28 protein-coding genes and 1 riboswitch are annotated in these 24,537 nt (G+C 68.8%); of the genes, 17 read left to right on the forward strand and 11 right to left on the reverse strand.

The genetic code is table 11. From position 1 onward, the window contains the following. Nucleotides 1–11: 11 nt before the first annotated feature. The 3 genes from KF745_12250 to KF745_12260 all read right to left on the reverse strand — a co-directional run bounded on the left by KF745_12250 (nucleotide 12) and on the right by KF745_12260 (nucleotide 3,908). Nucleotides 12–2,408: an HDOD domain-containing protein gene (locus tag KF745_12250; protein ID MBX3359185.1), complete on the reverse strand. Its 2,397-nt coding sequence runs from the start codon at nucleotides 2,406–2,408 to the stop codon at nucleotides 12–14. A gap of 26 nt (nucleotides 2,409–2,434) precedes the next feature. Continuing rightward, the gene (locus KF745_12255; GenBank protein MBX3359186.1) at nucleotides 2,435–3,031 is read right to left on the reverse strand and encodes a response regulator; all 597 of its coding nucleotides are present in this window, start codon (nucleotides 3,029–3,031) and stop codon (nucleotides 2,435–2,437) included. A 301-nt stretch (nucleotides 3,032–3,332) separates the two neighbouring features. Beyond that, nucleotides 3,333–3,908 (reverse strand): GNAT family N-acetyltransferase, encoded by a 576-nt coding sequence (locus KF745_12260; protein ID MBX3359187.1) that lies wholly within the window; start codon nucleotides 3,906–3,908, stop codon nucleotides 3,333–3,335. A gap of 70 nt (nucleotides 3,909–3,978) precedes the next feature. Here KF745_12260 and KF745_12265 point away from each other — a divergent pair, with 70 nt between their 5' ends. Next, nucleotides 3,979–4,446, forward strand: coding sequence for an acyl-CoA thioesterase (locus tag KF745_12265; protein ID MBX3359188.1), 468 nt, complete (start codon nucleotides 3,979–3,981; stop codon nucleotides 4,444–4,446). A gap of 4 nt (nucleotides 4,447–4,450) precedes the next feature. On the opposite strand, the gene KF745_12270 is transcribed toward KF745_12265, so the two are convergent. Beyond that, nucleotides 4,451–5,767 carry a DUF2029 domain-containing protein gene (locus KF745_12270; GenBank protein ID MBX3359189.1) on the reverse strand — a complete coding sequence of 439 codons (1,317 nt, stop codon included), beginning with the start codon at nucleotides 5,765–5,767 and terminating at the stop codon, nucleotides 4,451–4,453. Between the two features lie 132 nt (nucleotides 5,768–5,899). On the opposite strand from KF745_12270, the gene KF745_12275 reads away from it, so the two are divergent. Both KF745_12275 and KF745_12280 read left to right on the forward strand, forming a co-directional pair. Beyond that, nucleotides 5,900–6,535, forward strand: coding sequence for a methyltransferase domain-containing protein (locus KF745_12275; protein MBX3359190.1), 636 nt, complete (start codon nucleotides 5,900–5,902; stop codon nucleotides 6,533–6,535). Nucleotides 6,536–6,590: 55 nt separating this feature from the next. Further along, a complete protein-coding gene (locus tag KF745_12280; GenBank protein MBX3359191.1) occupies nucleotides 6,591–7,226 on the forward strand; it encodes a hypothetical protein in 636 nt (211 codons plus the stop codon). A gap of 2 nt (nucleotides 7,227–7,228) precedes the next feature. Here the strand turns inward: KF745_12280 and KF745_12285 are convergent, their stop codons facing one another. Continuing rightward, nucleotides 7,229–7,645: a VOC family protein gene (locus KF745_12285; GenBank protein MBX3359192.1), complete on the reverse strand. Its 417-nt coding sequence runs from the start codon at nucleotides 7,643–7,645 to the stop codon at nucleotides 7,229–7,231. A gap of 91 nt (nucleotides 7,646–7,736) precedes the next feature. Here KF745_12285 and KF745_12290 point away from each other — a divergent pair, with 91 nt between their 5' ends. The 3 genes from KF745_12290 (at nucleotide 7,737) to KF745_12300 (ending at nucleotide 9,071) form a co-directional block, all read left to right on the forward strand. Further along, entirely contained in the window at nucleotides 7,737–8,087 is a 351-nt protein-coding gene (locus KF745_12290) for a helix-turn-helix transcriptional regulator (GenBank protein ID MBX3359193.1), read from the forward strand. Further along, nucleotides 8,080–8,598 (forward strand): SRPBCC domain-containing protein, encoded by a 519-nt coding sequence (locus KF745_12295; protein MBX3359194.1) that lies wholly within the window; start codon nucleotides 8,080–8,082, stop codon nucleotides 8,596–8,598. The genes KF745_12290 and KF745_12295 overlap by 8 nt, the downstream gene beginning before the upstream one ends. Nucleotides 8,599–8,669: 71 nt before the next feature. Beyond that, complete coding sequence (locus KF745_12300; GenBank protein MBX3359195.1) at nucleotides 8,670–9,071, forward strand: hypothetical protein; 402 nt, start codon at nucleotides 8,670–8,672, stop codon at nucleotides 9,069–9,071. Between the two features lie 45 nt (nucleotides 9,072–9,116). Here KF745_12300 and KF745_12305 read toward each other — a convergent pair whose 3' ends face one another. After that, the gene (locus KF745_12305) at nucleotides 9,117–9,926 is read right to left on the reverse strand and encodes a hypothetical protein (protein ID MBX3359196.1); all 810 of its coding nucleotides are present in this window, start codon (nucleotides 9,924–9,926) and stop codon (nucleotides 9,117–9,119) included. A gap of 147 nt (nucleotides 9,927–10,073) precedes the next feature. On the opposite strand from KF745_12305, the gene KF745_12310 reads away from it, so the two are divergent. The 10 genes from KF745_12310 to KF745_12355 all read left to right on the forward strand — a co-directional run bounded on the left by KF745_12310 (nucleotide 10,074) and on the right by KF745_12355 (nucleotide 17,168). Beyond that, nucleotides 10,074–10,622 carry a DUF1572 family protein gene (locus KF745_12310; protein ID MBX3359197.1) on the forward strand — a complete coding sequence of 183 codons (549 nt, stop codon included), beginning with the start codon at nucleotides 10,074–10,076 and terminating at the stop codon, nucleotides 10,620–10,622. A 94-nt stretch (nucleotides 10,623–10,716) separates the two neighbouring features. Beyond that, a riboswitch (TPP riboswitch) is annotated at nucleotides 10,717–10,829 on the forward strand. Beyond that, entirely contained in the window at nucleotides 10,817–11,239 is a 423-nt protein-coding gene (locus KF745_12315) for a hypothetical protein (protein ID MBX3359198.1), read from the forward strand. Its footprint overlaps the riboswitch before it by 13 nt. A 229-nt stretch (nucleotides 11,240–11,468) precedes the next feature. Next, nucleotides 11,469–13,229, forward strand: a complete 1,761-nt coding sequence (thiC, locus tag KF745_12320; protein MBX3359199.1) for a phosphomethylpyrimidine synthase — start codon at nucleotides 11,469–11,471, stop codon at nucleotides 13,227–13,229. A 34-nt stretch (nucleotides 13,230–13,263) separates the two neighbouring features. After that, a complete protein-coding gene (locus KF745_12325; protein ID MBX3359200.1) occupies nucleotides 13,264–13,506 on the forward strand; it encodes a hypothetical protein in 243 nt (80 codons plus the stop codon). A 287-nt stretch (nucleotides 13,507–13,793) separates the two neighbouring features. Continuing rightward, nucleotides 13,794–14,303, forward strand: coding sequence for a hypothetical protein (locus KF745_12330; protein MBX3359201.1), 510 nt, complete (start codon nucleotides 13,794–13,796; stop codon nucleotides 14,301–14,303). A 50-nt stretch (nucleotides 14,304–14,353) separates the two neighbouring features. Further along, nucleotides 14,354–14,872 carry a hypothetical protein gene (locus KF745_12335; GenBank protein ID MBX3359202.1) on the forward strand — a complete coding sequence of 173 codons (519 nt, stop codon included), beginning with the start codon at nucleotides 14,354–14,356 and terminating at the stop codon, nucleotides 14,870–14,872. Nucleotides 14,873–14,904: 32 nt separating this feature from the next. Further along, entirely contained in the window at nucleotides 14,905–15,366 is a 462-nt protein-coding gene (locus KF745_12340; protein ID MBX3359203.1) for a hypothetical protein, read from the forward strand. A 19-nt stretch (nucleotides 15,367–15,385) separates the two neighbouring features. Further along, entirely contained in the window at nucleotides 15,386–16,045 is a 660-nt protein-coding gene (locus tag KF745_12345; GenBank protein MBX3359204.1) for a hypothetical protein, read from the forward strand. 113 nt (nucleotides 16,046–16,158) lie between these two features. Next, nucleotides 16,159–16,518 (forward strand): hypothetical protein, encoded by a 360-nt coding sequence (locus KF745_12350; GenBank protein MBX3359205.1) that lies wholly within the window; start codon nucleotides 16,159–16,161, stop codon nucleotides 16,516–16,518. Continuing rightward, the gene (locus KF745_12355) at nucleotides 16,515–17,168 is read left to right on the forward strand and encodes a hypothetical protein (protein ID MBX3359206.1); all 654 of its coding nucleotides are present in this window, start codon (nucleotides 16,515–16,517) and stop codon (nucleotides 17,166–17,168) included. The genes KF745_12350 and KF745_12355 overlap by 4 nt, the downstream gene beginning before the upstream one ends. Here the strand turns inward: KF745_12355 and KF745_12360 are convergent. Genes KF745_12360 through KF745_12370 form a run of 3 tightly spaced genes read right to left on the reverse strand, consistent with a single transcriptional unit; the run spans nucleotide 17,157 to nucleotide 21,371 of the window. Then, nucleotides 17,157–17,744, reverse strand: coding sequence for a DUF1801 domain-containing protein (locus tag KF745_12360; GenBank protein MBX3359207.1), 588 nt, complete (start codon nucleotides 17,742–17,744; stop codon nucleotides 17,157–17,159). The genes KF745_12355 and KF745_12360 overlap by 12 nt on opposite strands. A gap of 60 nt (nucleotides 17,745–17,804) precedes the next feature. After that, the gene (locus tag KF745_12365; protein MBX3359208.1) at nucleotides 17,805–20,198 is read right to left on the reverse strand and encodes an HDIG domain-containing protein; all 2,394 of its coding nucleotides are present in this window, start codon (nucleotides 20,196–20,198) and stop codon (nucleotides 17,805–17,807) included. Nucleotides 20,199–20,249: 51 nt separating this feature from the next. Continuing rightward, entirely contained in the window at nucleotides 20,250–21,371 is a 1,122-nt protein-coding gene (locus tag KF745_12370; GenBank protein ID MBX3359209.1) for a PhoH family protein, read from the reverse strand. A gap of 146 nt (nucleotides 21,372–21,517) precedes the next feature. Here KF745_12370 and KF745_12375 point away from each other — a divergent pair, with 146 nt between their 5' ends. Continuing rightward, on the forward strand, nucleotides 21,518–21,991 hold the full coding sequence (locus KF745_12375; GenBank protein MBX3359210.1) for a hypothetical protein: 474 nt from the start codon (nucleotides 21,518–21,520) through the stop codon (nucleotides 21,989–21,991). 3 nt (nucleotides 21,992–21,994) lie between these two features. Here KF745_12375 and KF745_12380 read toward each other — a convergent pair whose 3' ends face one another. Further along, nucleotides 21,995–23,431 (reverse strand): PAS domain-containing protein, encoded by a 1,437-nt coding sequence (locus KF745_12380; GenBank protein MBX3359211.1) that lies wholly within the window; start codon nucleotides 23,429–23,431, stop codon nucleotides 21,995–21,997. 59 nt (nucleotides 23,432–23,490) lie between these two features. Further along, nucleotides 23,491–24,228 carry a response regulator gene (locus tag KF745_12385; GenBank protein ID MBX3359212.1) on the reverse strand — a complete coding sequence of 246 codons (738 nt, stop codon included), beginning with the start codon at nucleotides 24,226–24,228 and terminating at the stop codon, nucleotides 23,491–23,493. Nucleotides 24,229–24,537: the final 309 nt, after the last annotated feature.

Consider the following 24,537-nt stretch of genomic DNA (forward strand, 5'->3'; position numbering starts at 1 on the left):
GTCGGAGCGGGCTAGGCGGCCCGCTTTTCCCGCAAAGGAGCCTCGGCCTCGCCCCTCCAGCGCCAGCGGGGAAGGGTGATCTCCGCGGTGGTCCCCACTCCCGGGGTGCTGGCGAGGCGGATTCGGCCGCCGTGCAGCTCGAGAAGGCGGCGGGCGGTCGCGAGGCCCAGCCCGGGCTGTCGCCCCGCGGACTTGCTCGAGAAGAACGGGTCGAAGGCGTGCTCGAGGGCGTGGGCGTCCATGCCGCTGCCGGTGTCGATGATGCGGACCACGAGCACATCCGCGTCGCTCTCCTCGGGGACCAGCCCGTCCGGTGGCTCGACGCGGATCTCGATGGGCTCGCGCGGGCCGGACTCGATCGCGTTGGCGACGATCTCGATCAGGGCCGAGTGCATCAGGTCGCGGTCCATCCGGACCGGCGGGACGGGCGACTCGATGACGACCCGGACGCCGGTCATCGGAGCCCGCGCCCCTCTCGTCGTGGCGCGGTCCTTCGCGTCCCGTACGACGAGCGCGAGAAGGTCGGCGAGGCTTGCGCCCGCGATGACCGGGGCCGGGGGCGCCGCGATCAGGTTGAGGCGGGTGATGAGGTTGCTGAGCCGGTGCGACGCCTCGACGATCGCGTGGGCCGCGGCCCGGTCCGACTCGGCGGTGAGACGGGCGGCGAGGGTCTGGGCCCGGCCGCTGATCACGGTCAGCGGGTTGTTCATCTCGTGGGCCGCGCCGGCGGTGAGTTCGCCGAGGCGGGCCATCGACTGGGCGCGGGCGAGTTCCTCCTGGGCCCGGGCAAGGTCGAGGTTCGACTGGGCCAGTTGCTCGCCGAGAACGCCGGAGCGCTCCTGCTCGGCCGCCGCGCCGATCGACGAGGCCCATACCGCAGCGAGCGCCGCCATCTCTCTGCCGATGCCGTTCGGACCGGTGAGCGAGTCCTCGCGGTCGTGCACGAGCACCGCGGAGGCCCCGATGGGCATGACACGCAGGCGTGCGCCCTCGACGCCGCGCCCGAGCCGGTCCATCACCCACCGGCCGAGCGCCGCCGAGCCCCCACCGCCGGCCGCCCGGATCACGCCGGTGGCGCCGTCGAGCCCGCCGTCGTCGGCCTCGACAGTCTCGCTGCCGCTCATCTCTCCATCGACGCCGAAGCGGACCGCAACCCAGTCACCCTGGGTGCCGGACTGGTACAGGGCGGCGAGGGTTCCCGGCGAGAGCAGGCGGGCGGCCGATCGGCCGATCTGCGCGAGGACCTCAACGACACCCGATCGTGGGTCGTGGTCTCGGAGAAAGACCTCGATCTCGGCGAGAACCGTGGCGCGCCGTTCGGCGGCGCCGGACCGATTCCGCATCGACTGCGAGAGCCGGCCCAGTTGGCGGTTGGCGGCGAGAACGCTCTCGAGCAGCACGTGGTCGCGCACCTCGCCGGCGAGGCCGAGGTCCTCGGCGCGCCGGACCAGTTCATCCGCAACCGCCGGCGCCATGTCGTCGAGGCTGTCGTGCGAGAGGCCCAGCCCCGCGATGGCGCCGGTCGCGTCCCAGTTCAGGTGGTTCCCGGACCAGCCAAGGTGCAGCCTGCGGCAGAGACCGTCGGCCGCGGCGACGACGCCGACGAGCGACTTGTTCGCCGCGTCGGGGATCGCGTCGAAGCGCTGGCCGTGGAGCCACATCGCGTCGCGAAGCGACCCCGGGAGCCCCCATCGCTCGGCGAGTCGCTTGCCCGCCGTGTGGTGGTCGAGGCCGAAGATGGTGCGTTCGTGCTGGGCGATGTCGCCGGACCGCTGGTCGGCTAGTTCGACGACCCGCGAGTAGGCCCGGGGCAGGGCCAGCTCGAGGGCCGGCTTGCCCAGGTCGTGGACCAGGCCGGCGACAAAGGCCTCGCCCGGGGTGACGCCCAGGCGGTGATTTCCGCGGGCGATGAGTTCCGCCGCGCAGGCGACCGCGATCGAGTGGCGCCAGAACCCGTCAGCGTCAAAGCCGGAGGCCTCGCGCTCGCGGCGGTCCGAGGCGCGCCGGGCCGGCGCCGTGCCGCCGGCCGGTCGCTTCCGGCCGACCGATCGGACCCAGTCGGCGACCTGCACGCTGAGCACCGCGGCGCGTACGGCGTCGAATCCGAGGAGTGACACCGCGCGCTCGACCGTGGCGACCGACTGCCCGACGCCCATCGACGCCTTGGAGCAGAGGGAGAGGACCTTGGCCGTCATCGAGGGGTCGCTCTCGATCAGGCGGACGACCTCGTGAAAGTCACCGTCGTTGGAGCTGGTGAGGCTCAGCAGGCGGGTGGCGATGGCCGGCAGCGTCGGCAGGGCGTCCAGTTCGCGGAGGATCAGATCGACCTGCGCCCGAAGGCGATCGCCGCCCTCGGCCGAGGGCGGGACGGCGGGATCGGTGTGGAGCGGCCTGTGATCCGAGTTCATCGCATCCTCGGTGGTCGGGCGACCGCTCAGGCGTGCAGCAGCGACTGGATCTGCGTGGTCAGGGCCGCGAGATCGAAGGGCTTGTGGAGGAAGCCGTCGGCCCCTGCTTCTCTGAGTTTGCCGACCTCGCTCTCGCCCACGACGCCGCTGACGAAGAGGACGCGTACATCGCGGGTCTCTTCCCGCTCGCGAAGGCGTCGGCAGACGAGGTCGCCGTTGATGTCGGGAAGGAGGTAGTCGAGGATGATCAGGTGCGGCCTGAACGACTCGGTCAGCAGGCCCGCGTCGTACCCGGTCGAGGCCGTGCGGACCTCCATCTGGCCGTCGCGACCGAGCAGGTCGGTGAACATGTCGAGGATCTGGGGATCGTCATCGACGACCAGCACGCGCTTGGGACCGCTCTCGAGGATCTCCGTGGGGATCCCGTTGGCCCGCATGAACTTGATCAGTTCGGCCCGCGGGATGCGCCGGAACTTGGACCCCGGCACCCGGAACCCGCCAAGCCGCCCGCCGTCAAAGCAGCGGATGATCGTCTGCTGGCTGACCTTGCAGATCTCCGCGGCTTCGCCGGTGGTGAAGATCTTCTTCTCGGCCCACTTGCTTGTCCCGTTTTGCACATCCATGGCAACTGCCCCGCGGCCCGGAGAAACCGGACCATTGGCCCACGATCGACCGGCCGCGTATCGCGCCGGCGGCAAGGTTTCCCCTGCCTACCTCCAAGGAACATCCGCGTCATCGTCGCCCAGTTTGCCCAACTTGACGGACGTCACGGCCGCCCTCGGCGCGAGGCCCCGGCACGACCGGCAAGCCCGGTCACCACGGGCCGTTCTCGGACGACTCGGCGGGCGCGTGGTCCGAGATTGCACGTAAAGCCCCGTGCAACTCGCAGGGCAAATCGCGATCAGGTGCCTTCGAATTGGTGGGTTACCGGCCGACCGCAGCCAGCGGCTTGCTCATGATCACGCTGGTGTAGTTGGTCTCGGGCCAGTGGATCCGCTCGACGATCCTGTAACCGTGCCGCTCGTACATCGCGACGAGCCAGGTGGCCGGCTCGGGTGTACTGAGCGAGAGTTCGCCCGCACCGGATTCGGCCGCGAGGCGCTCCACGTGGAACATGAGTTCGCCGCCGATCCCTCGGCCCTGAAAATCAGGCTCGACCGCGAACTGCGAGAAGGTCGCGACGGCGCCGGTCCGCTCGGGGTGCTGCGGTGAGGCCGACCATGCGACATCCGGCCAGGCGGCGGTTGTCGCCGCGGAATCCTTGAACAGAATGGTGCCGACGACGCGCCCGAGGTATGTCGCCACGAGGCAGCGGCCGCCGCTGATCCGCTTCCTGGTGACCTCCTCGGGCTGAAAGCCGGCGAGGGCGCGGAGCCCCGCATCGGCGTGCACCTTGTACGCGCGGTGCAGCAGGCCGGTGAGATGGGCGAGAGAGTCCTCCGGTTCGAGGGGTCGGACGCGGATTTTCCTGGCGAGGCGTTCGCCCTGAGCCGTGTGCATCGATCAAACAATACGCGTCGGCGCCCGCCCGGTTGGCAGGGTGTATCGCCGGGCGTTCCTACACTCCGGGATGAGGCCATTCCCCGGCGAGTCCGCCCCCGTGCCAGCCCGCGCCGTACCGACTTCCGGCGTCATGGCGGTCAGGCCGCGGTACTGCGAGTGCGATCCGATGGGGGTCGTGCATCACGCGGCGTACGTCCCGTGGCTCGAGATGGGGCGCACCGAGCTGCTCCGCGAGGCTGGTGTGACATACGCCCAGCTCGAATCGGCTGGCGTGTTCCTCGTCATCGTGAAGCTCGAGTGCTCGTTCAAGCGGCCGGCCCGATACGACGACTTGCTGGAGGTGCGCACGCGGGTCATCGGCGGATCGCGCGTCAAGATCAGGCACGAGTACGAGATCTGGTGCACCCAGCGGGCGGTGGGGGGCGGCGGAGACCACGCGGGCCCGGAGTTGCTGCTGACGGCATCGTCCATGCTCGCGTGCGTCGATCGTTCCGGGCGCCCGGCGGCGCTGCCCGATTGGCTCGCGGGGGCATAGCTCCTTACAGCAGCGGACGCTCGTCCCGGGGTGTTGAGGCCCGGGCGAGGATCAGCATGACACCCAGGAGGACCAGCGCCCACGTGGCGTAGGGGACGAGGAGGGTCTGCCAGAGCGCCGACGCGGCAAGACGATCCGGCACCCACCCCCATTCGTGGAGGACGACAAGCATCGGTCCGCCGGGAGTCAGGAAGGCGGCCACGCAGACGAGCGCCGCCGCGGCGAGACGACGCACGCGCCGTGGCTCGGATGGGTCCGCCAGCGTGGCAATCGCCCAGGCCAGGGGCAAGACCAGCACGCAGGCGTCGTAGGCGCGGTGGTAGACCACCAGCAGCGTGACCACCGAGACCACGCCGAGCGAGCACAGGTCGGCGCGTCGCGTCGCCCGACGGCGGTCGACGAGGTAGTAGGCCAGGGCCAGAGCGCCGACGATCACGAGCGCGCTCACGCGCACGACCAAGCGGTCGTCGGTGATGGTGTGAAGCGGGAAGTGAAGGTTGATGAGCTGGAAGCGCCAGGGATTGGCCGCGGTGGGATCGCCATCGTCGGTGAGGGTGAACGCGGCGACGTTGGCCCGCCAGCTGGACCACCACGGAATGCCAGAAAGCTGCATCCGTGCCGCGCCGATCCCCAGCGCGAGGGCAACGGCGGCGATGCTCCCTGCGACCGCCCGCCAACGGGCCCTGCCGCCTGCGTAGACCGTGAAGAGCGCGGCGACCTGCGGCTTGATGGCGGCGCCGAGCCCGAGCAGGACGCCGGGGAGAATGCCGCGGGGATTCGCACCGTTCCGCTGGAGATGTGCCAGCCCGAGGACCGCGAGCGCGACGGCCAGGATCGCGGTCTGGCCGTGCCCGATGCAGGTGTGCGCCGGCGCGAACGCGAGACCAGCCGCCCAGTAGAGGCGGGTCGTCCTCGCACCGGGCCTCAGCCCGGCCATGCCGCCGACGATCCAGACACTCGCCAGCCAGAGGACCACGTTGAGCGCGACCCACGAGGCCGCGGCGAGGCGCCACGGCAGAGCCGCAAGGGGCGAGAGCAGGGCGAACGTGGCCGGCGGGTACAGGAGCACGGTGCTGCCGCGTTCGGCCGGGTTGCGGTCGACACCGCCGCCGGCCTCAAGCCACACGCGCGAGATCTGCTGCGAGTCGTAGGGATTGCCGCCGACCAGCCAGGTCCGCGCGGAGGAGTACACGAGCGCAAAGTCGGCGTTGCCGATGGTCATGGCGCGGTACGGGCCCCGGTACACGAACACCGCCGCCGCGACGACGATCAGGGCGATCAACGCGGCGTTGATGAACAGGTTGACGGGTCTGGAGTTCATCACGGCCTTGGTTTATCGGGCAGACAGGCCCGTGCGCTGGGGATTCCCTCGTCAATCGCCTCCAGCGGGGCGGTTGGTTCGCCGAACTGTGAGCACCGGCGGCGTCGCCGCCCAGGGTTATACTCCGCGCGCATGCTCAAGCAACAGGTCAAGGACATCCTGTTCTTCTTCAACCAATGGGCAAGCCTGCCCTCGACGTGGGCCGGGCGCCTCCGGTTCCGGACACCGGCGCGGCCGGAGGGGCACTATCTCCACCTCGGCTGCGGCCCCAAGTACGTTGAAGGGATGATCAACTGCGACGGCAACCGCTTCCGCAGGATCGATCTCTGGCTCGACCTTCGAAACGGCCTCCCGTTCCGCGACAAGTCCGTGGCGTTCATCTGGCTCAGCCACACGCTCGAGCACCTCTTTCCGGATGAGGCCCTGCACCTGCTCGGCGAGATGCGGCGGGTCCTGACCGACGAGGGGATCGCCCGGGTCGCGGTGCCGTGCCTAGAGCACGCCCTGAAGATCGCACGCGGCGAGGTCACCGACTTCTACCCGCGCCGATTCGAGGATCCGATGGCGCAGGCCATCAACCACCTGTTCGTGGACGGCCAGCACAAGTTCGGGTACTCGTTCTCTGTGATGGACGATTTCGCGAGGCAGGCCGGGTTTACCCGTATCGACAACTACTCGGCGGCGAACGCCGAAACCCCGAAGACCTACGGTCCCGTGACGGTGGGCAACGAGCCCAAGGGCTCGCTCATCGTCGAACTTCGCCGTTGACGAGCGAGCGATCCCGAAGCCGCGCGGCCCCCGGTCGGTACACTCCGGAACGGCCATGTACCACGTTCGCTCCAAGTTCAAACCGCCCGCGGGTCTGGGCCCCCCCAAGTCGGCAAAGTCCGCGGGTGAGTGCCCGTACTGCGGGTGCGATCTCCGGGGGTGCCCGCCCAACGAATCCGGCCTCGTAACGTGCCCATCGTGCGAGAGCCCCACGCTTGACCCGTTCGCGAAGCGTTCCGTCGCGGACCTCCCCTCCAATCGCTGCGAGAACTGCGGGTACGACCTCTCCGGGATCAGCGGCACAAGCCCCAGCACACGCTGCCCGGAGTGCAACGCCGCGTTTCCCGCCGCGTGGTTCTCGAAGCTGGAGCAGTTCCCCGGATACGGCGCGGCGATCCGGCGGATGTTCAAGGCGACGCCGTACATCGCTGGGGTCTTCATCGTGCTCTGTATCCTGACGTTCGCGTGGACCCGTGGCACCGCGGGGATGAGCCGGTACCTGCTCATGGTGGCGTTGTGTGCCGCGTTGTCGGCCGGAGAAGCCACCATGAAGGGACGAGAGATCGCGTGGGTCTGCATCGGCAGGCGGGATCGCTGGTCGGTCTTCGCCTGCCTCGTCCTGATCGGGCTGGGTCTGTCGCTGGCGATCTGGATCCCTGTCGGAGCGATCGTCGTCGCCCTTGGCTTGTAGGGTCAGGTCTCCCAGACCTGGCCGTCGACGAGTTCAACGGAGTTTCCCGCGGGATCTCGGAAATACACCGACCTGCCGCCGGGGGCCCAGGTGTGCTCGTGCTCGATCACGACGCCGTGCCGCCGCAGCCGGTCGATCCACGCGCCGTACTCGCCGGGCGCCACGCTGAACGCCGCGTGCCCCGCCCCGGCCGCCATGGGACGCCCGTGCGTGGGGACCAGCCGGCCCGCGATGGACGACAGCGCCGGGTCGAAGATCAGCAGGACGCCGCCATCGGGCAGTCGGAACGCGCCGCCGAGGTCCGAGCCATGGCCGATCGGCTTCAGTCCCAGCACCTCGCGGTAGAACGCCACCGTCGGCCCCGTCGGCGTGGCATACAGGACAGTCTCGTAGATGCCGCGGATCTGCGGATCGGCCATGGGGGATTGTTCGCGGCGGGCACCCTGAACACCGGAGTTTTCGCGAATGGGCTTGACAACCGGAGAATAAAAGGTAACCATATGGTTACCAATGAAGTCGGACGACATGGACTCCATCTTCCACGCCCTGGCGCACGCGACACGCCGGGCCATCCTCGATCACCTGGCCGGCCACCCGGGGGCGACGGTCTCGGGTGTCGCCGCGAGGTTCGAGTCGAGCCGCATCGCGGTGATGAAGCACCTGCGGGTGCTGGAGGACGCCGGGCTCGTGCACTCCCAGAAGGCGGGTCGGGAGCGGCGGCTGTTCTTCAACGTCGTCCCCATCCAGTTGATCTATGACCGGTGGACCGATCGCTACAGCTCGTTCTGGGCCGGGCGCATGGCGGACATCAAGGACCGCATCGAGTCCCGCGTATCACGAAAGGCGGCAGACTGTGCCTGAGCAGCCCACAAGCGTTTTCAAGATCGTCATCAACGGCTCCATCCGCGACGTCTGGCGGGAGATCACCCGCACCGACGCCCCGATCGCGTGCTTCTTCAACAACCGCATGCACCTGGGCCCCGGCGGGCTGGCGCCAGGCACGAAGCTCGCCATGAGAACGCCCGACTCCAAATACACGGGCGTGGTGGGGGAGATCCTCGAGTTCGACCCGCCGCGGCGCTTCAGCCACACCTTCCGCTTCACCAATCTCAACGACCCGCCGTGCGCCGTTGTCTACGACCTGCGGGAGGTCCCCGAGGGAACCGAGTTCACGCTCACCATCAGGGATATCCCGGTCGGCACCAAGACGGCCAAGCAGATGACCTCGGGCGGCCGCATGATCGTGAACACGCTCAAGTCGGTCATCGAGACGGGGAGGCCCGCGTTCGGGATCAGGATGCTGTATGTCCTGTTCAAGATCCTGCCGGCGCCCAAGGCCTGCCGGAGCGAGAACTGGCCGGTCGCCGGGTGATCCGACCGAAGTTCGTCTCGCAGGAAGGGCGAGGAACGCGCATCGCGGCGACGCCGCGGAAAGGAACGACCATGCTCCGTGCAACTCTCGGTGTCGTCATCGGATACGCGGCCTGGACGGTGCTCTGGCTCGTCGGCAACCACTTCCTCTTTGCAGAGGCGGCCGCGGCCGTGAGCGGGCGACAGGAGCGGTACGAGGCGACGCTGCCGCTCGTGGCGCTCCTCGGGCAGAGCGTCGTCTGCTCGCTGGTCGGCGGGATCCTGTGCGGCGCGATCGCCCGAGGCCGGGCTGTTGCCGCCGCGCTGTGCCTTGGCGTCGCGCTCGTGGGCACCGGCATCGGTGTGCAGGCGAGCGTGTGGAGCCTCATGCCCGCGTGGTACCACGTGGCGTTCATCGTGCTGCTGCTGCCGGTGACGGTGCTCGGGGCGGCCTTCGTGCGGCGGCCCGTGTTGCCGCGAGCGGCCGCGGCTTGAGCAGCGGCGACGCCCGATGCGCAGCCATGTCGCGGACCGAATGCCCTACACGCGAACCGCCGCCACAAACCAGGCATCCTCGACGATCTCGATACGCCGCGCGGTGCCGCCTTCGACGGTAAACGTCACCCGGACGTTCGGAGCCCCGGCAGGGTGAAACTGGTGCCCGACGACTCGGACCAGGTTGCGCTCGGCCGAGCCGCCCGCCTTCAGGCTCATTCCAGCCCGAGTCCTGCCCACCGCCAGAGGTGGCCCGGCATCCTGCGTGTACTCACCCAGGTAGAGCTCAACGTCCGACTCCGAGAGCACGGCGGGAACCGGCTGCCCCGCGGCCGGCAGCAGCTCAAGAAATGCGATCATCGCCTCGTCTTTCCCGGCCCGGGCGTGGCTGAGCAGCGTGATGCCGTGTGGTCCCGCGGTCCCCTCCACCCCCGGGCTCGCGTCGACCATGGCCTTCACCACGTCAACCATGCCGAGCATCGCCGCCGCGAACAGGTCCAGCCTCGCCCCGTGCGAGAGAAGCATCTCGGCAATCTCGCGGTTTCCCACGTGCGACGCCGCCCCGAGCGCCGACTCCCAGTCTCCGTACCCCCAGTCGTACGACGCCTTGGCCAGGGCGGGATGGGCGCGGAGCAACTCGGCGACCCGCGTGCTGTTCCCATGGGAGGCGCCGACGATCTCGCGAACCAGGGCCGGGTCCTGCTGCGGGAATCCGGGCCACGCGCCCGCATTCACCTGATCCCCCTCGGTGGTGTGCACCGCCTGACCCATGGCGAGGCTGACTCCCGAGCCAATCACCGCCAGCGCGGCGGCCTGGGTCATCATGAATGTCCGGCGATCGATGCGATGGTCCATGCTCCCGTATTCCGGCTGGCGTGCCGAGGGTTGCCAGGAATGCTGGGCACGCCAGAATACGGGTGGGTGAACGCCCCCCATCCCCCCGCCCTGTTGAGTCGAGCGCAGGAGGCAGGCGGCCGTTGCGTATCCCGTCGTGAGGACCACATGACCCGAGTAACTGTCGACGCCTTCGACTCCGAGTTCCGCCGCTACCGCCGACTGGCCGAGCGGGCCGCCGAACAGCTCTCGTGGGACCAGGTGCGGTTCGCGCTCGACCCGGAGGTGAACTCGATCGCCGTCATGATGAAGCACCTGGGCGGCAACCTCCGCTCACGCTGGACCGACCCCTTGACGACCGATGGCGAGAAGCCCGACCGGAACCGCGACGGCGAGTTCATCGACGACTTCCGCGACCGCGAAGCGATGCTCGCCGCGTGGAACGCGGGCTGGGAGACGCTCGAGGGCGTCTTGCAGAGCATCACCGACGCCGACCTCGGCCGAACGCTGAAGATCCGCGGCCAGCCGCACACCCTCGCTCTCGCTCTGGCCCGGTCGTTGTCCCACACCGCCTACCACGCGGGGCAGATCGTGCAGACGGCCAAGGTCTTGGCGTCGAGGGCCGGTACACCGTGGCAGACGCTGACGATCCCCCAGGGCGGCTCGGCCGAGTACAACAAGGGCATGGGCTACACCCCCACCCAGCCCGGGGCCTGACGCGGCTGACTCGCATGGTTCACCGACCCCGACCCTGCCCCCGGCCGGACTCGCGGTTTCCCCGTTCCACGCGGCGCCGCTCCCTCTATACTGCGCTCATTGCTCGGGGCGCGGCGCCTTCCCGCTGTGGGACACAGTCGCCGCTGAGAAGCACCCGTAGAACCTGACCCGGTTCGTACCGGCGGAGGGAAGCGATGGCCGAATCCAACAAACGCGCTGCATTGATCGCCGAGATCCAGCGCCTGTCCGACGAGGACCCCAGGGCCGTGCCGTGCGTCGAGTCGGGGCTCTTCTTCGATGGCAACGACGACGAGGCCTCCATCGGCTGCAACCTCTCCGAGCATCCGGGCATGGATGCGTTCCGCGCCACCGTCGATCAGGTCCGCGCCCGCCCCGAGGTCGGCGGTATCCTCGCCCAGGTCTGCGAGGTGATGGACGATCCCGACTGGCCCTTCGTCGACACGCTCCTGGTCTGCTCCACGGCGAGCCAGGAGCAGATCGCCGGGTGGTTCGAGCGTCTTTCCCCGGATGATGTGTACGAGGCGGACACCAGCGGGCTGGTCGGCGTTCCGCCGCCGCCGCCGGGGTACCGCTGGTGGGCCGTCTGGTGGGATTGAGGCCGGCCGCGGCGGCCGCGCTCTCCCGTTCCGAGCGGGCTCATCCCGCTCTCCCCCTACGAATCGGATCTGAACCATGACCACGCTGAACGCGACTCAATCCCCGACCCTGCCTCTCCACGGCGCCCGCAACCCCGGCCGCGCCGCCGCCGTCACCACCCCCGGCTCGTTCGCCAACGCTCCCGATGTGGGCGGGCCGCTGATGTTCTCCTCTCCCGATACCCCCGGCATGCCCGCGCCCAGCGAGAAGACCGCGTGGGACTTCCTGCCCGATGGGTGGCGGGCCTCCTTCAGCCACGCACCGGGCGCCGGAACTGATGATGCGGCGCCGCCCCCGGGCTGCCGGGTCGCCACCTTCGAGACCGCCCGCGGCCAGGGCGTCCGCGTGACCCTCCCGGCCGGCTTCACCCCGATCACCCAGCTCGAGCACGCCCGCCTGGGGATCGTGACGCCGCAGATGAAGCGGGTCGCCGAGCGCGAGCCGCACTTTGGCGAGCTCTTCCCCAGCCGCGGCGGCGAGGCGGTCCGCGACGAGGTCGCCGCGGGGCGGATGGTCATCCCCGCCAACATCAACCACCTCAAGCACCGCCTCGACCCGATGGCGATCGGGCGGGCGAGCCTCACCAAGATCAACGCCAACATGGGCGCCTCGCCCGTCTCCTCGGGGACGCACGAGGAACTCGAGAAGCTCGACTGGGCGGTGAAGTGGGGGGCCGACACGGTGATGGACCTCTCCACCGGCGGCGACATCGACGCCTGCCGCGAGGCCTTCTGCCGGCACTCGACCGTCCCCATCGGCACGGTCCCCATCTACTCGATGATCATCGGGAAGAAGATCGAGGACCTGGACTGGCCGACGATCGAGGCCTCGCTGCACCACCAGGCCCGCCAGGGGGTCGACTACTTCACCATCCACGCCGGCGTCCGGCGGGCGCACCTCAAGCACGTCCGTAACCGCCTGATCGGCATCGTCAGCCGCGGCGGCTCGCTGCTCGCCAAGTGGATGCTCGTCCACAACAGCGAGAACATCATGTACACCCGCTGGGACGACATCTGCGACATCCTGCGGGAGTACGACGTGACCTTCTCCATCGGCGACGGCCTGCGCCCCGGCGGCCTCGCGGATGCGACCGATGCGGCCCAGCTCGCCGAACTCGAGACCCTCGGCGAGCTCACCGAGCGCGCCTGGCGCAAGGGCGTGCAGGTCATGATCGAGGGCCCCGGCCACGTCCCCTTCGACCAGATCGAGTACAACGCCAAGGTGCAGCGCACGCTCTGTCACGGGGCGCCCTTCTACGTGCTGGGCCCGCTGGTGACGGACATGTTCCCCGGCTACGACCACATCACCAGCTGCATCGGCGCGACCTCGATGGCCTACCACGGCGCCGCGATGCTCTGCTACGTCACGCCCAAGGAGCACCTGGGGCTCCCCAAGAAGGACGATGTGAAGCAAGGCTGCATCGCCTACAAGATCGCCGCCCACGCGGCGGACGTCGCCCTGGGCATCCCGGGGACGCGCGACCGCGACGACGAGCTGACGCGGGCCCGCGCCGCGCTCAACTGGGAGAAGCACTTCGAACTATCCTTCGACCCCGACACCGCGCGGGCCTACCACGATGAGGACCTCGACGTCGACACCGACTTCTGCGCCATGTGCGGGCACGACTGGTGCAGCGTCCGCATCAGCAAGGAGATCCAGGAGTTCGCCAGCGGCAAGGCCGAGGGGTTCGAGCGGGGCAGGCCCGTGAAGTCCGCCGCGCTCACGCCCGAGCAGCGGGAGATCCTCGAGCGCCGCGGCGTCCTCTCGCCCGATGAGATCCACCGGCTCGCGAGCAAGACCAAGAAGGCCGTCGGCGCCGACGCCGGCAAGGCGGGCTGCCACAGCGACTACGCCGATGCGGACGCCGCGCGGCAGAAGCAGGGCGAGGTCATGGTGCAGGTGGACGTGCGTCCGGCGCTGGGGATCGCGAAGGAAGACCGGGTGGTGTGACGCTCACTCGGCGTGAGGCGAGTTGATGCCGGCAGTGCCCACGATAACCCGCCGCCGCCGATGGCCCGCACGGTCGCTGCGGGTGGGCATGTGGTTCTTCGCCATCTTCACCGTGCTCTCGATCGCCGCGTGGTGCGTCAGCGTGCGGTGGAGGGTCTATACCACGGGCCAGTTCGGGAGCTACTTCGGCGTTCATGCGGGCAGCGTTTCGATCATGTGGCCGTCGGACGCCAAGCGGCGGCAGTTGGCTCCGTCCCCGGGATGGCATCGGAATTAGTACACCCAGGCCCGCGTGCGCCGGATGGATTGGAATGGGCCTTTCTACGTCTTGTCTGGCCCGACCGCCTACCGGATGGTGCGCTGCCCGCTTTGGCTGATCGCTCTTGGCGGAGCTGCAGGCGCCGTGCTGTGCGGAGGCCTGGCCCATCGGCTTGACCCAACTCACCGCCGCGGCTGCTGCCTCCACTGCGGCTACCCAAGAACCGGCCTGCCCGCGACGGCCGTCTGCCCGGAATGCGGCCGGGACGCCTGAGCGCGATTGCCCGTGTGGTACTCTCCAAGCCGATGGCGAACAGCACCGCCGAGCCAGCGCCCGAGAAGCCCCGCCGCCGATGGCCCGCTCGGTCGCTGCGGGTGGGGATGTGGTTCTTCGCCATCGTCACAGTGCTCTCGGTCACCGCATGGGGCGTCAGTGTGCGGTGGACGGTTTTCTACATGGGACACCCCTTCTTGGACCGCTTCGGCGTCGACGCCGGCTACGTGCTCTACGTTCGGGTACCCCTCGACGCGTTTGCCGTGGACCAGCTTCCGGACGCCCCGTGGACGTGGCATTGGCTTCGCCGCGAGACACCGATGGGATGGTCGTGGCCCACCTACCACCGCTCGCTCTCGGGCGGATACTCCGATGTGTCGTGCCCGCTCTGGCTGACCGCCCTTGGCGGAGTTGCGGGCGCCGTGCTGTGCCGACGTCAGGCTCTTCGGCTCGACCGCCGCGGCTGCTGTCTCCACTGCGGCTACCCAAGAACCGGCCTCCCCGCGGCGGCCGTCTGCCCGGAGTGCGGCCGAGACGCCTGAGCGAAATCGCCCACGTGAACCGATCGTCGCCGGGGAGGTACTGTTCCCTGATGGCGAGCAGCGCTGCCGAGACAACGTCCGAGGTGCCCCGCCACCGATGGCCCACTCGGTCGCTCCAGGCGGGCATGTGGTTCTTCGCCATCCTCGCCGTCCTCTCCATCGCCGCGTGGTGCATCAGTGCGCGGTGGACGGTCGGCTACAAGGGTCGTTCGTTCAAGGGCAGCGCAGGTCTCCAGTCGGGGAACGTATATTACTGGCGGCTCACCGAGGTGGCGGCTGGGGAAGGCCAGCCTCCGGATACCCAGTGGGAGTGGCAATGGGTTCGCCGCGAGACCCCGATGAGCTGGTGGTGGGGGTACTTTTTCGCTCCCAACCCGGGTGGAGTCGCGGTGGTGTGGTTCCCGATCTGGATGATCGCCCTTGGAAACGCGGCAGGCGCCGCGGCGTGTCGAGGCCTTCTCCTCTGGCTTGACCGGTGCGACCGCCGCGGCTGCTGCCACGGCTGCGGCTACCCAAGTACCGGCCTCCCCGCGGCGGCCGTCTGCCCGGAGTGCGGCCGGGACGCCTGAACGCGATCGCCCGTGTGGTACTCTCCAAGCCGATGGCGAACAGCACCGCCGAGCCAACGCGCGACAAGCCCCGCCGCCGATGGACGGCAGGGTCGCTGCGGAGGAGTTCCTGGTACTTCGCTGCCCTCGCCATGCTCTCGATCGCCGCATGGTGTGTCGTCGCGCGATGGACAGAGTTCTTCCAAGGCTTGAGCCCGGCCGGAGGCGGCGTCGGTGTCGGCCCCACGCGCATGCACCTGATCAACGCCGATGGAATCGAGGGAGTCCTTCTTCACATCAACAGGCCCGAGTGGAGTCTCGCAGGTGTGGGCCCGCTCTGGCTGATCGCCCTTGCTGGCGCTGTGGGCGCCGTGCTGTGCCGACGTCAGGCTCTCCGGCTTGAACGCCGCGGCTGCTGCCCCCGCTGCGGCTACCCAAGAACCGGCCTGCCCACGACGGCTGCGTGTCCCGAGTGCGGCGCCCCTATGGCCGGGGCCGGCCCGGCCGTGTCGTGAACCTCCGGAGGCGCGGAACATGAGCATCCTCAGGCCGAAACGCGCCGCCGCGCGGATCGTGGTGCTAGTCGCCGCGTGGCTCGCATCCTTCGCCGCGGCACTCTGGCTCATCCTCTCCGCGTCCCGTCCGCGGCCGGAATGGACCGCCCTCGACGGGACGCCGGTCCCGGACGGCTTTCTCTTTCTCATGTACCCCGCGCACGAATCTGTGCCGCTGCTGGACGCCCCTGACGGCTCCCCGGTCGCGACGCTCCATCGCGCCCTCGGGAACACCGCGGCGGAGATCGCCGCGGGGGAATGGATCAGGGTGGCCGCGAGCGACGGCGAACAGTGGGTGCGGAAGGCCGACCCGACGTACACCACCCCCTCGAACGCCGCGGATTCTCTCCGTGCGTACGAAGCGGCGCAGGGCAAGTCCTTCTGGGGGGCCTCGGTGTCGACCTGCGCAGAGCCCAGCGGCGCGGAAACCGTGACCTTCACCCGCCGACCCGACGACGACCACGTCGAGACGTTCGTCTACACCGTCGCCAATGGGGCGGCGACGCCGCTCGAGATGACCCGGTACTTCGGCCCGGCGACGGCGATCGACGGCCTGTTCCGCGCCGGCGCCGCCGCGGCGGCAGGGACCCTTGCCGTGATCGCGATCTGTCTAGGCTGGTTCCTGACGGGACGAACCTAAGAAGTGGACGCTATGCCTGATGCAAGGTACCGGCGTCGAACTGATTGACAGCGGCCACCCGCCTTGCGAGACTCTCGCCGCTCCGGAAACAAACCTCTCGGGCGGAGATGGCCATGATCATTGGTATTGAGATTGCGATCACGCTCGTGGCGTTGTACATGCTGGTCATGGGAAGGCCCATGAGCAAGGCCACCGCGGCGAGTTGGAAGTTCCGGTTGCTTGGGGGCCTGTTGCTGACGATGTGGCCCGCGGTTTTCCTGAGCGTGATCATCCTGGCGTTTGTCTGGGCGCTCCGGCATCCCGGCCTGACCCGGGAGCAGTTCGAGGACCAGATCCGGTGGCCGGCCGCCGGCCTCGAGTTCGGGGTGGTCGTCGTCTACGCCATCCTCGGTGCGGTGTTCGAGAAACTGCTCAAACGGCAAGTGGCGCCGGCGCGGGCGACGCCGGCCCAGGAACGGATGCCCCTCGCGTGAGCGATCCCATCGAGTCCCACCTCCCCGCCCCCCTTCGTGAGGCCCTCCTGGCCGAGATCGATCCCGGCGAGACACTCCGCTGGTGCGGCCAACCCTCGGCGCGGCGTGCGTTTTGGACGACCGCAGGGCCCGCGGCGTTCTTTTGCGCGGTGCTCTCGGCCTTCTCGGTGTTCCTCTTTGTTGGAAGCGTTTTGAGTTGGCAGCAACTGCACGGCATTGATCCGCTCATCCAATGGTCGAGACCGGGCGACCGTCCGACCAACAGCGCGGTGTGGTGGTCAGCGTCATTGGGAACGTTCTTCACGTTATTTTCGCTGGCCGTGGCTCTCGCTCCTTGGTACTCCGCGCGGCAGGCCCGCCGGACCGTGTACGCCCTCACCACCACGCGGGTGCTGAAACTCGAGGTCAAGCGACCGCAGCGGGCGATCCTCGATGCGCTCGAACCCGATCACCCGCTCCAGATCCGGCGGGTCGACATCGGGGATGGCCGCGGCGATGTGCTGCTGTACCCGGGAGGGCAACGCGGCCACGCCCGGATGACGCTGACGGGCATCACTGATGCTCGCCAGGTCGAGCGACTGATCCGCGCGACGTTTGATCCGCCAATGCAGTCGCGGCCCGAGCACCCCGTACCCGGCTCACCTCGCTGAAGCCGCCCGCCTCACCCCCGCCTTGGCGGCCTTCTTCGCCGTCGTCTTGCGGACGGTCTTCGCGGGCGCCTTTGCAGCGGCTGCCTTCTTGACCGTCCCCCGCTTCGCCGCGGCCGCCTTGTTGCTGGTCAGGATCGCCCGCTCGTAATGCTCGATGAACGCCCGAACCGGCACGCGCTGGATCGCCTCGCCGATCACGTCCAGCGCCAGGTCCTCCACGCGTTTGAACCGGATGCACGACTTGCCCATGTCGAGCTTCTTCCCCGTCTTCGCCCACGCCTGGTGGAACCACTTCAGGTGCTCCACATTGCCGTACGTGCACATGAGGTAGACCGACATGTGGTTCTTCTGCGACGCCAGCCCGGCGAACGGCAGCGGCTGCTTCGGGTCGCAGTGGTACCCTGCCGGGTACACGCTGTGGGGCACGAAGTACCCGATCATGCCGTACTGCATGCCCTCCTGGTACCCCTTCCCGAGGTTGGCCAGGATCACCTTGCGAACCGCCTGGATTGCCTGTGATCGATCCTCGGGCAGCCCGGCGAGGTAGTCCGAAACGGTGGCGGCTTTGCTCTGCATACCTCAATCTACCGGCTCTCCGCGCCGGTGTTCAAGGTCAAACTTGCGTGAGTCGACGGCCTACCCCGCCCGGCCGACCGCCTCGCCTGCCCGCGTCGGCTGATCGGCCTCCTGGAGGCGGACGTCGCCCGTCTTGGGCCCCGCGACTCCCGGCCCGCCGCCGGTGGCCACGCCGGGCACCACCCCGTCGGGGTACGCGATCCGGCCGTGGTAGATCGACGTCAGCGTGCGCGTCACCGCCTCGACGATCGTGTTGAGCTCCCGCAGCGTCAGGTCGCTGTCGTCGAACTGCCCGTCCATGAGCCGCTTGGTCGCCAGCGCCCGCACGATCGCCTCGATGCGGCTGGGCGTCGGGTTGGGCATGCTCCGCGCCGCGCTCTCCACGGCGTCGCAGAGCATCGTGATGGCGACCTCCTTGGTGCGCGGCTTGGGCCCGGGGTAGCGGTACTCGATCTCCTGCGGCGGCTCCTGCGTCTCCCCGCCGGGCGCGCCCGCCGCCATCTTCCTCGCCCGGTTGAAGAAGTACTCCACCAGCGTGGTCCCGTGGTGCGCCTCGATGAAGTGGTGCAGCCCCTTGGGCAGGTTGAACTCCCGGGCGAGCTCCATGCCGTCCTTCACGTGCCCCACGATCACCAGCAGGCTCATCGCCGGGCTGAGCTTGTCGTGCTTGTTCAGCCCCGGCGTCTGGTTCTCCACGAAGTACTCGGGCTTGTTCATCTTGCCCACGTCGTGGTACAGCGCCCCCACGTACGCCAGCAGCCCGTTGGCCTTGATCGACTCCGCCGCGGCCTCTCCCAGGCTCGCGACGTTGAGCGAGTGGTTGTACGTCCCCGGCGCACGCTGCTGCAGCTCGCGCAGCAGCGGCTGCTTCGGATCTCGCAGCTCGATCAGCGTCAGGCTCGTCGCCACCCCGAAGGCCCGCTCGATCCACGGCAGGATGAACAGCACCAGCATCGACACCAGCACCCCGCCGCTCCCCGCCAGCGCCGCATCGCGCACCGTCTGTTCCAGCGACGCGGTGGTCATCGGCCGGTCGATGAGGCTGACCACGATCGTCCCGCCCGCCAGCGTCAGGCCAGTCACCACGCCCATCTTGACGAGCGTCGACCGATCCCGCACCTCCTTGAGCATCCACACACACACGCCGATGCCCGTCACGATCAGCGCGTACGTCCCGATCGGCTCCTCCAGCGCGATGCACACCAGCACGCCCTGCAGGCACCCGAAGGCCAGCGCCACCCGCTGGTCGTACGCGATCACCAGCAGCACCGTCGCGAACACCGTTGGCGCGACCGCCGCGACGATCACCAGCCTCGGGTCCGCCGCCGCGAGCCAGCACGTCACCAGCAGCATCCCCGCGAGCAGCCCCGCGACCCCCGCCGCGCGCCCCGGCCGGCGACGGATCCGCGGGCAGAACAGCGCCGCGTACCCCGCCAGGGCAAGCGTGACGGCCGTCACCGCCCCGGCCACGCTCAGCCGCGGCAGCCACACTTGCCACCGCTCCGCCCGCGCCAGGTACTCGCTCTTCTCGGCCCGGTACAACTCGAGCGCGTTGGGCGTCAGCCGGTCGCCTCGGGCGAAGATCACCTGCCCCGGCGCCGGCTTGATCATCCGCGGGGCCACCTTGGCCGCCGCCTCGTTCTGCCGCGCGGTCGTGGCCGTCTGGTCGAATCGGTACGTCGGCCGGGGGAGGACCGTGAGCCGGCTCAGCACCGCCGAGGAGACCGGCGCCGCGAAGCCCGCCTCGCGGATCAACGCCCGCATCGTCTCCGCCAGCTTCGCGCCGTCGTCGATGTTCACGGCCTCGTTCGAGGGCACCAGCCGCCGCTCCAGCCCGTCGGTCGTGCTCACGCGCAGCTCGATCATCTTGTTGAACGACTGCGTCTCGCGCTGCCACGTCTGCTGGTCCAGCAGCGGCCGCCACGTCAGCCGTTCGACCAGCCGCCCGACCGCCATCGTCCACGCCTCGCTCGGCGCCCCCGCCTCGCTCACCGCGCTCTTGAGCGCCGCCAGGCTCTCGGGCGTCAGTCGGAACTGCTCCCGGATCTCCTTGGCCACATCATCAATCGTCTCCGCCGTCGACACCGTCCGCGGCAGGTTCACCAGCGACCCCTGGATGTCCATCAGCACCGCGGTGTCCGCGACGTACACGCGAGGCGTCTGCTGCCGGACCGACTTGCGGTCCTCGTCCGTCGCCGGCCGATCCTCCAGTTCGAACCCCACCCGCACCGCCGCCGTTTCATTCATCACACGGCCGACGCTCAGGATCGGCTGCTCCCTCGTGATGTTCAGCAGCACCGTGCACACCACGGCGAACGCCACCCACACCAGCACCGTCAGCCCGATGCCCGGCTGCCGCATCAGCCCGCCAAGGTCCACCGGACGCCGCTTGGCGGCCCGACGGATCTCCTCGGAGAGAATCCTCGTCCCAGGTTTCTGCGGTTCTGGCGCCATGCGGTCTGCTTGCGTCCCTCCAGCAACGAGAAAGGTACCGTCCTCACCGTCTCATCGTCGTTCCTGCGGCGTGCCCCCATTGCTGACACTCAGATCAGTCTCGTCGACACCCCTCGATTCGGGTGTTGTCTTGGCCATTCCCTGACCCTGCTCGATCAGGTCGGCCCGCTCGGGGTGCTCCGGGTTGCCGTACGCCTCAACAATCCTCTGTACAAGGGGGTGGCGAACGATGTCCGCCCGGTCCAGTGTTACAAAGTCCACCCCGGGCACGCGTCGGAGCCGCCGGGCCGCATCAACCAGCCCGCTCGCCGTCGGATCCGGCAGGTCGATCTGGGTCGTGTCCCCATTGACGATGGTCTTGCTGCCGTGGCCCATCCGGGTCAGGAACATCTGCATCTGCCCGCGTGTGGAGTTCTGGGCTTCGTCGAGGATGATGCATGCGTTGTTCAGCGTCCGCCCACGCATGTACGCCAGCGGAACGATCTCGACGACGTCGCTGAGCATGAACCGCTTGATGGTCGCATAATCCATCATGTCGTGCAGCGCATCGAGCAGCGGCCTCAGGTAGGGGTGCACCTTGGCCTCGATGTCCCCAGGCAGGAACCCCAGCCGCTCCCCCGCCTCCACCGCCGGCCGGACCAGGATCAGCCGCTTGACCCGGTTGCTCTTGAGCAGTTGCACCGCCGCGGCGACCGCCAGGTAGGTCTTCCCGGTCCCCGCCGGCCCGATGCCAAAGACCAGGTCGTTGTCGCGGATGGCCTGCAGGTACCGGTCCTGGTTCGGCGACTTCGGGCGCACCCGCTGGCCGCTCGAGTACACATCCAGACCGTCGTGCCAGCCAGGCTCCGGGAGTCCCCCCATGCCGTCGGCCTCGAACCCGTTTCCGTCCGCCCTCCGGCGCCGGCCGCTCCGCGCCCCGTCGGTGGCGCGGCCGATCAACTCAAGGACCTCGTCTCGCTCCAGGTGGTCGCCCCGGTCCGATGCATCCCGGAGGTATTCCAGCACCCCGCGGGCGGATGCGACCGCGTCCCGATCCCCGCTGATCGTGACAGTCCCGGCGCGCGCACTGACCTTCACCCCGAGGGCCTCCCTGATCATCTTCAGGTTCCGATCGCCCAAGCCGAGCATGACCACACGCTCGGCCCCCTCGGGCACTTGTATCGTGACGTCCACCCGGTGTGTGCTCCAATGCCCCCGCTTCCCCACCACCCCTGCGTCCATGAACCCCTCGTGATACTCTACGCCCAAAACCCACCTCCACCCTCAGCCGGACCCGCCTCGTGAAGCCGCAATCCTCCAAGTATTCTATATATGTTAGGATGTTTGCAGCTCTTGTGCTCGCGACGTCGGGTTCCTGCACCTCGGATGGGGCCAAGGCCGCCGCGGGAGGGATCTGGCCGGCACGAGATCCCAACGTCTACCCGCTGCTCCCCACCGCTTCTACCTTGAAAGTCGAAGCGGATTGGTACGACCTCGACGCGGCGCTGCTGGTCACGGCGCCGTCGATCGAAGCCGCCGTCGAGGCCGCCAGCGAGCCGGACACGAACCCTCGCCTGTTTAGCCTCCGTACCATTGCCGGCGAGCCGGCCACCCTTGAGATCACGGCCGAGCCCGGTCCAGAGCCGCTGCCATTCCCCCGCGCCCCCGCCGATTCGATCCCCCCCGTCACCATGACGATGCGCTGCACCGTGGGGCTCATGGGTGATCCGGCCCGAGAGAAGAAACTCCTCGAGGCCCTCGCCGCCCGCCTCCGCGAACTCCGTGGCCGGGACTTTGCGCCCCTCCCCGAGTAGCGGTCACCCGCCGATGACCACCGGCAGTTCCACCCACGCCGTGGTCCCCTCGCGGTACACCGAGTCCAGCCCGATCTCGCCGTCGAGCGCCCGGGCCGCGTGCTTGGCGATCGCCAGACCCAGCCCCGTGCCGCGCAGGGCGTTCCCGGTTCCGGTCCTCGCCGGCTCGACCTGGAAGTAGCGCTCGAAGACGCGCTCCCGCACGTTGAGGGGGATGCCGATCCCCTTGTCGAGGACCTCGAACCTCGCTACCCCCCTCGCGTCACGCCCGCCACCCGGCGTTACCGGGCCGACCCTGCCGCGCACGCGGATCGTGGTCCCTTCGTACGCGAACTTCGTCGCGTTCTCGACCAGGTTGCGCAGGATGAGGTTGACCAGCCGGGGATCGGTCCTCACCCCGCGCAGGCCGGCATCAAACTCCAGCGAGAGAGAGAGCCTGCGCTTGCTGCATATGTCCTCGAACATCCCGCGCAGGGACGTCTCCATGCGATCAAGGTCCAGCGCCTTGTCCTCGACGATTAAGTCGGGCGATTCCAGCCGCGAGAGGTCAAGCAAATCCCGCGTCATCTCCTCGAGGCGCTCCGCGTGGCTCAGCGCCATGCGCAGCAGTTTGGGGCCCATCTCCGGGTCGTCCTTCGCGCCGTCCAGTAGCGTCTCGAGCGATCCGCGGATGGTGGCCACCGGCGTCCGCAGTTCGTGCGATGCGTTGGCCACAAAGTCCGTCTTTACCTGGTCGGCGCGGTCCAGTTCTGTCACATCGCGCAGCAGCAACACCGCCCCGAAGACCCCCTCTCCCCAGGCCGCCTGCAGCGGCGCGGCCGAAACCTGGAACACCCGCGGCCCCAGCGGGGTGGTGACCTTCACCCGACCTCTCCGCACCTCGCCGGCGCGGGCCGCCGCGTGCATCCGCAGCAGGTCATCCTGCGTGAACAGCGAGTCGATCGGCTGCCCCACAACCCTGCCCGGCCCGGCTCCCAGTAGTGATTCCGCCGAGCGGTTGCACAGCAGCACCCGCTCCTGGTTGTCCGTGGCGATGACCGGCTCGTCCAGTGCATCAATAAGCGACTCGAGATTGCGGCTCTTCTTCGCGAGTTCCTTGAGGTGGCCCGACAGGCGCCGCCCAAGTTCCAGGATGGTGGCGCGCAGGGTCGAGAACTCGTCGTCCTCCAGGCGTGCTGCCCCACCCGGCGGCTCCGCCGTGGTCTCCTTGGTCGTCGACGCCAGCGTCCAGTCGACCAGCGACCTCGCCGACGCCTCGATCCGCTTGAGTTGGCGAGCCCACCGCAGCCCGCGGATTCCCACCGCCAGCGTCCCCGCCACGCTGAGGACGATCAGGAACCACACCGATTCCCGGCTGCCGTTGCTGATGACGATCCACACCGCCCCGCCGCCCATGCCCGCGAGCATGATCGCCCACGCGGACACCACCGTACGCATCATGCTCCGCGATCGCCCCATTGCCGCCGAGCATATCGCCCCAAACCCGCGGGCAGCGCGCCTCAGTCCTGCGAATCCGCCGCGTGCACGCTCGCGGACTCCCCAAGCTCAGAGTCCTCCGAGATGCGGTAGCCCACGCCGCGGATGGTTCGGATCATCTGGCCGTGCCGGCCGAGCTTCTTCCTGATCGCGGCGATGTGCACGTCGATGGTGCGAGTGGTCACCATGACGCCGGGGCCCATGACCCGCGACATCAGGTCGTAGCGGCTCTGCGTCTTGCCGTTGGCCCGGATGAGGGCCACGAGGATGCGGAACTCCGTCAGCGTGGTCTTGATCGGCTCCGAGTCGACGGTCACAACGTGGGTGTTGAGGTCGAGCTCGATCGGGCCCAGGCGTGCCGTCTCCGTCGCGGCGCCCGTGGCAGGGGCCCGCCGGAGTACGGCATCCACTCGCGCAAGGAGGACCTTGGTCGAGAACGGCTTGGTGACGTAGTCGTCCGCCCCCATCCCCAGTCCGGCCAACTGATCCGTCTCGGAGGCTCGAGCCGTGAGCAGGATGATCGGAATCCCCGCCGTGGTCGGGTTGGTCCTGACCTCCCTGGCGACCTCGAGACCCGAGAGCTGGGGCAACATGACATCAAGGAGCACGAGGTCCGGAATCCGATCGCGGATCAGGGCGAGGCCGGAACGACCATCATGAGCCGTCGCGGTTTCATACCCCGATTTCTGGAGGTTGTACGCCAACAAGTCAGCCAGGTCGCGTTCATCTTCGACGATCACGACGCGCTTGGGAGTCGGCATCTTCTTGTCATCCCTTGGCTTACGACATGGAGAAGAGTGTGGCACGACGCCGCCTGGTTCGCCAGCCAGTGGCTCAGGATAGCGATGGCACCCGGTTCAAGGCGGCCTGATGAGGGGTTTAGCAGAATCCTCAAACAGTGAAGAAGTTGACCAATCTATGGGGAAGTGGGGGCCGGTCCGCCGAAATTCGGGACTTCGGAGTTTGCGTTCGCTAAGCGATCAGGCTAGCATCAGCGAACATCCAGTGGGGCTGCAAGCGCCCGTGATTCGGAGTGTGATTCCGTGGGTCGGTACAGGCGTGTGGGGAAG

It is taken from the genome of Phycisphaeraceae bacterium, from assembly GCA_019636655.1.
Lineage (GTDB): Bacteria > Planctomycetota > Phycisphaerae > Phycisphaerales > UBA1924 > JAHBXB01.

Excerpts from the sequence above, each read along its gene's own strand:
- KF745_12250 (MBX3359185.1), bottom strand. The coding sequence starts at position 2,408 with ATGAACTCGGATCACAGGCCGCTCCACACCGATCCCGCCGTCCCGCCC.
- KF745_12315 (MBX3359198.1), top strand. The coding sequence starts at position 10,817 with ATGGCCGAATCCAACAAACGCGCTGCATTGATCGCCGAGATCCAGCGC.
- KF745_12280 (MBX3359191.1), top strand. The coding sequence starts at position 6,591 with ATGTACCACGTTCGCTCCAAGTTCAAACCGCCCGCGGGTCTGGGCCCC.
- KF745_12365 (MBX3359208.1), bottom strand. The coding sequence starts at position 20,198 with ATGGCGCCAGAACCGCAGAAACCTGGGACGAGGATTCTCTCCGAGGAG.
- KF745_12335 (MBX3359202.1), top strand. The coding sequence starts at position 14,354 with ATGGCGAGCAGCGCTGCCGAGACAACGTCCGAGGTGCCCCGCCACCGA.
- KF745_12260 (MBX3359187.1), bottom strand. The coding sequence starts at position 3,908 with ATGCACACGGCTCAGGGCGAACGCCTCGCCAGGAAAATCCGCGTCCGA.
- KF745_12375 (MBX3359210.1), top strand. The coding sequence starts at position 21,518 with ATGTTTGCAGCTCTTGTGCTCGCGACGTCGGGTTCCTGCACCTCGGAT.
- KF745_12360 (MBX3359207.1), bottom strand. The coding sequence starts at position 17,744 with ATGCAGAGCAAAGCCGCCACCGTTTCGGACTACCTCGCCGGGCTGCCC.
- KF745_12300 (MBX3359195.1), top strand. The coding sequence starts at position 8,670 with ATGCTCCGTGCAACTCTCGGTGTCGTCATCGGATACGCGGCCTGGACG.
- KF745_12270 (MBX3359189.1), bottom strand. The coding sequence starts at position 5,767 with ATGAACTCCAGACCCGTCAACCTGTTCATCAACGCCGCGTTGATCGCC.
- KF745_12330 (MBX3359201.1), top strand. The coding sequence starts at position 13,794 with ATGGCGAACAGCACCGCCGAGCCAGCGCCCGAGAAGCCCCGCCGCCGA.
- KF745_12380 (MBX3359211.1), bottom strand. The coding sequence starts at position 23,431 with ATGATGCGTACGGTGGTGTCCGCGTGGGCGATCATGCTCGCGGGCATG.
- KF745_12290 (MBX3359193.1), top strand. The coding sequence starts at position 7,737 with ATGAAGTCGGACGACATGGACTCCATCTTCCACGCCCTGGCGCACGCG.
- thiC (MBX3359199.1), top strand. The coding sequence starts at position 11,469 with ATGCCCGCGCCCAGCGAGAAGACCGCGTGGGACTTCCTGCCCGATGGG.
- KF745_12350 (MBX3359205.1), top strand. The coding sequence starts at position 16,159 with ATGATCATTGGTATTGAGATTGCGATCACGCTCGTGGCGTTGTACATG.
- KF745_12305 (MBX3359196.1), bottom strand. The coding sequence starts at position 9,926 with ATGGACCATCGCATCGATCGCCGGACATTCATGATGACCCAGGCCGCC.
- KF745_12255 (MBX3359186.1), bottom strand. The coding sequence starts at position 3,031 with ATGGATGTGCAAAACGGGACAAGCAAGTGGGCCGAGAAGAAGATCTTC.
- KF745_12345 (MBX3359204.1), top strand. The coding sequence starts at position 15,386 with ATGAGCATCCTCAGGCCGAAACGCGCCGCCGCGCGGATCGTGGTGCTA.
- KF745_12340 (MBX3359203.1), top strand. The coding sequence starts at position 14,905 with ATGGCGAACAGCACCGCCGAGCCAACGCGCGACAAGCCCCGCCGCCGA.
- KF745_12265 (MBX3359188.1), top strand. The coding sequence starts at position 3,979 with ATGAGGCCATTCCCCGGCGAGTCCGCCCCCGTGCCAGCCCGCGCCGTA.
- KF745_12275 (MBX3359190.1), top strand. The coding sequence starts at position 5,900 with ATGCTCAAGCAACAGGTCAAGGACATCCTGTTCTTCTTCAACCAATGG.
- KF745_12310 (MBX3359197.1), top strand. The coding sequence starts at position 10,074 with ATGACCCGAGTAACTGTCGACGCCTTCGACTCCGAGTTCCGCCGCTAC.
- KF745_12285 (MBX3359192.1), bottom strand. The coding sequence starts at position 7,645 with ATGGCCGATCCGCAGATCCGCGGCATCTACGAGACTGTCCTGTATGCC.
- KF745_12385 (MBX3359212.1), bottom strand. The coding sequence starts at position 24,228 with ATGCCGACTCCCAAGCGCGTCGTGATCGTCGAAGATGAACGCGACCTG.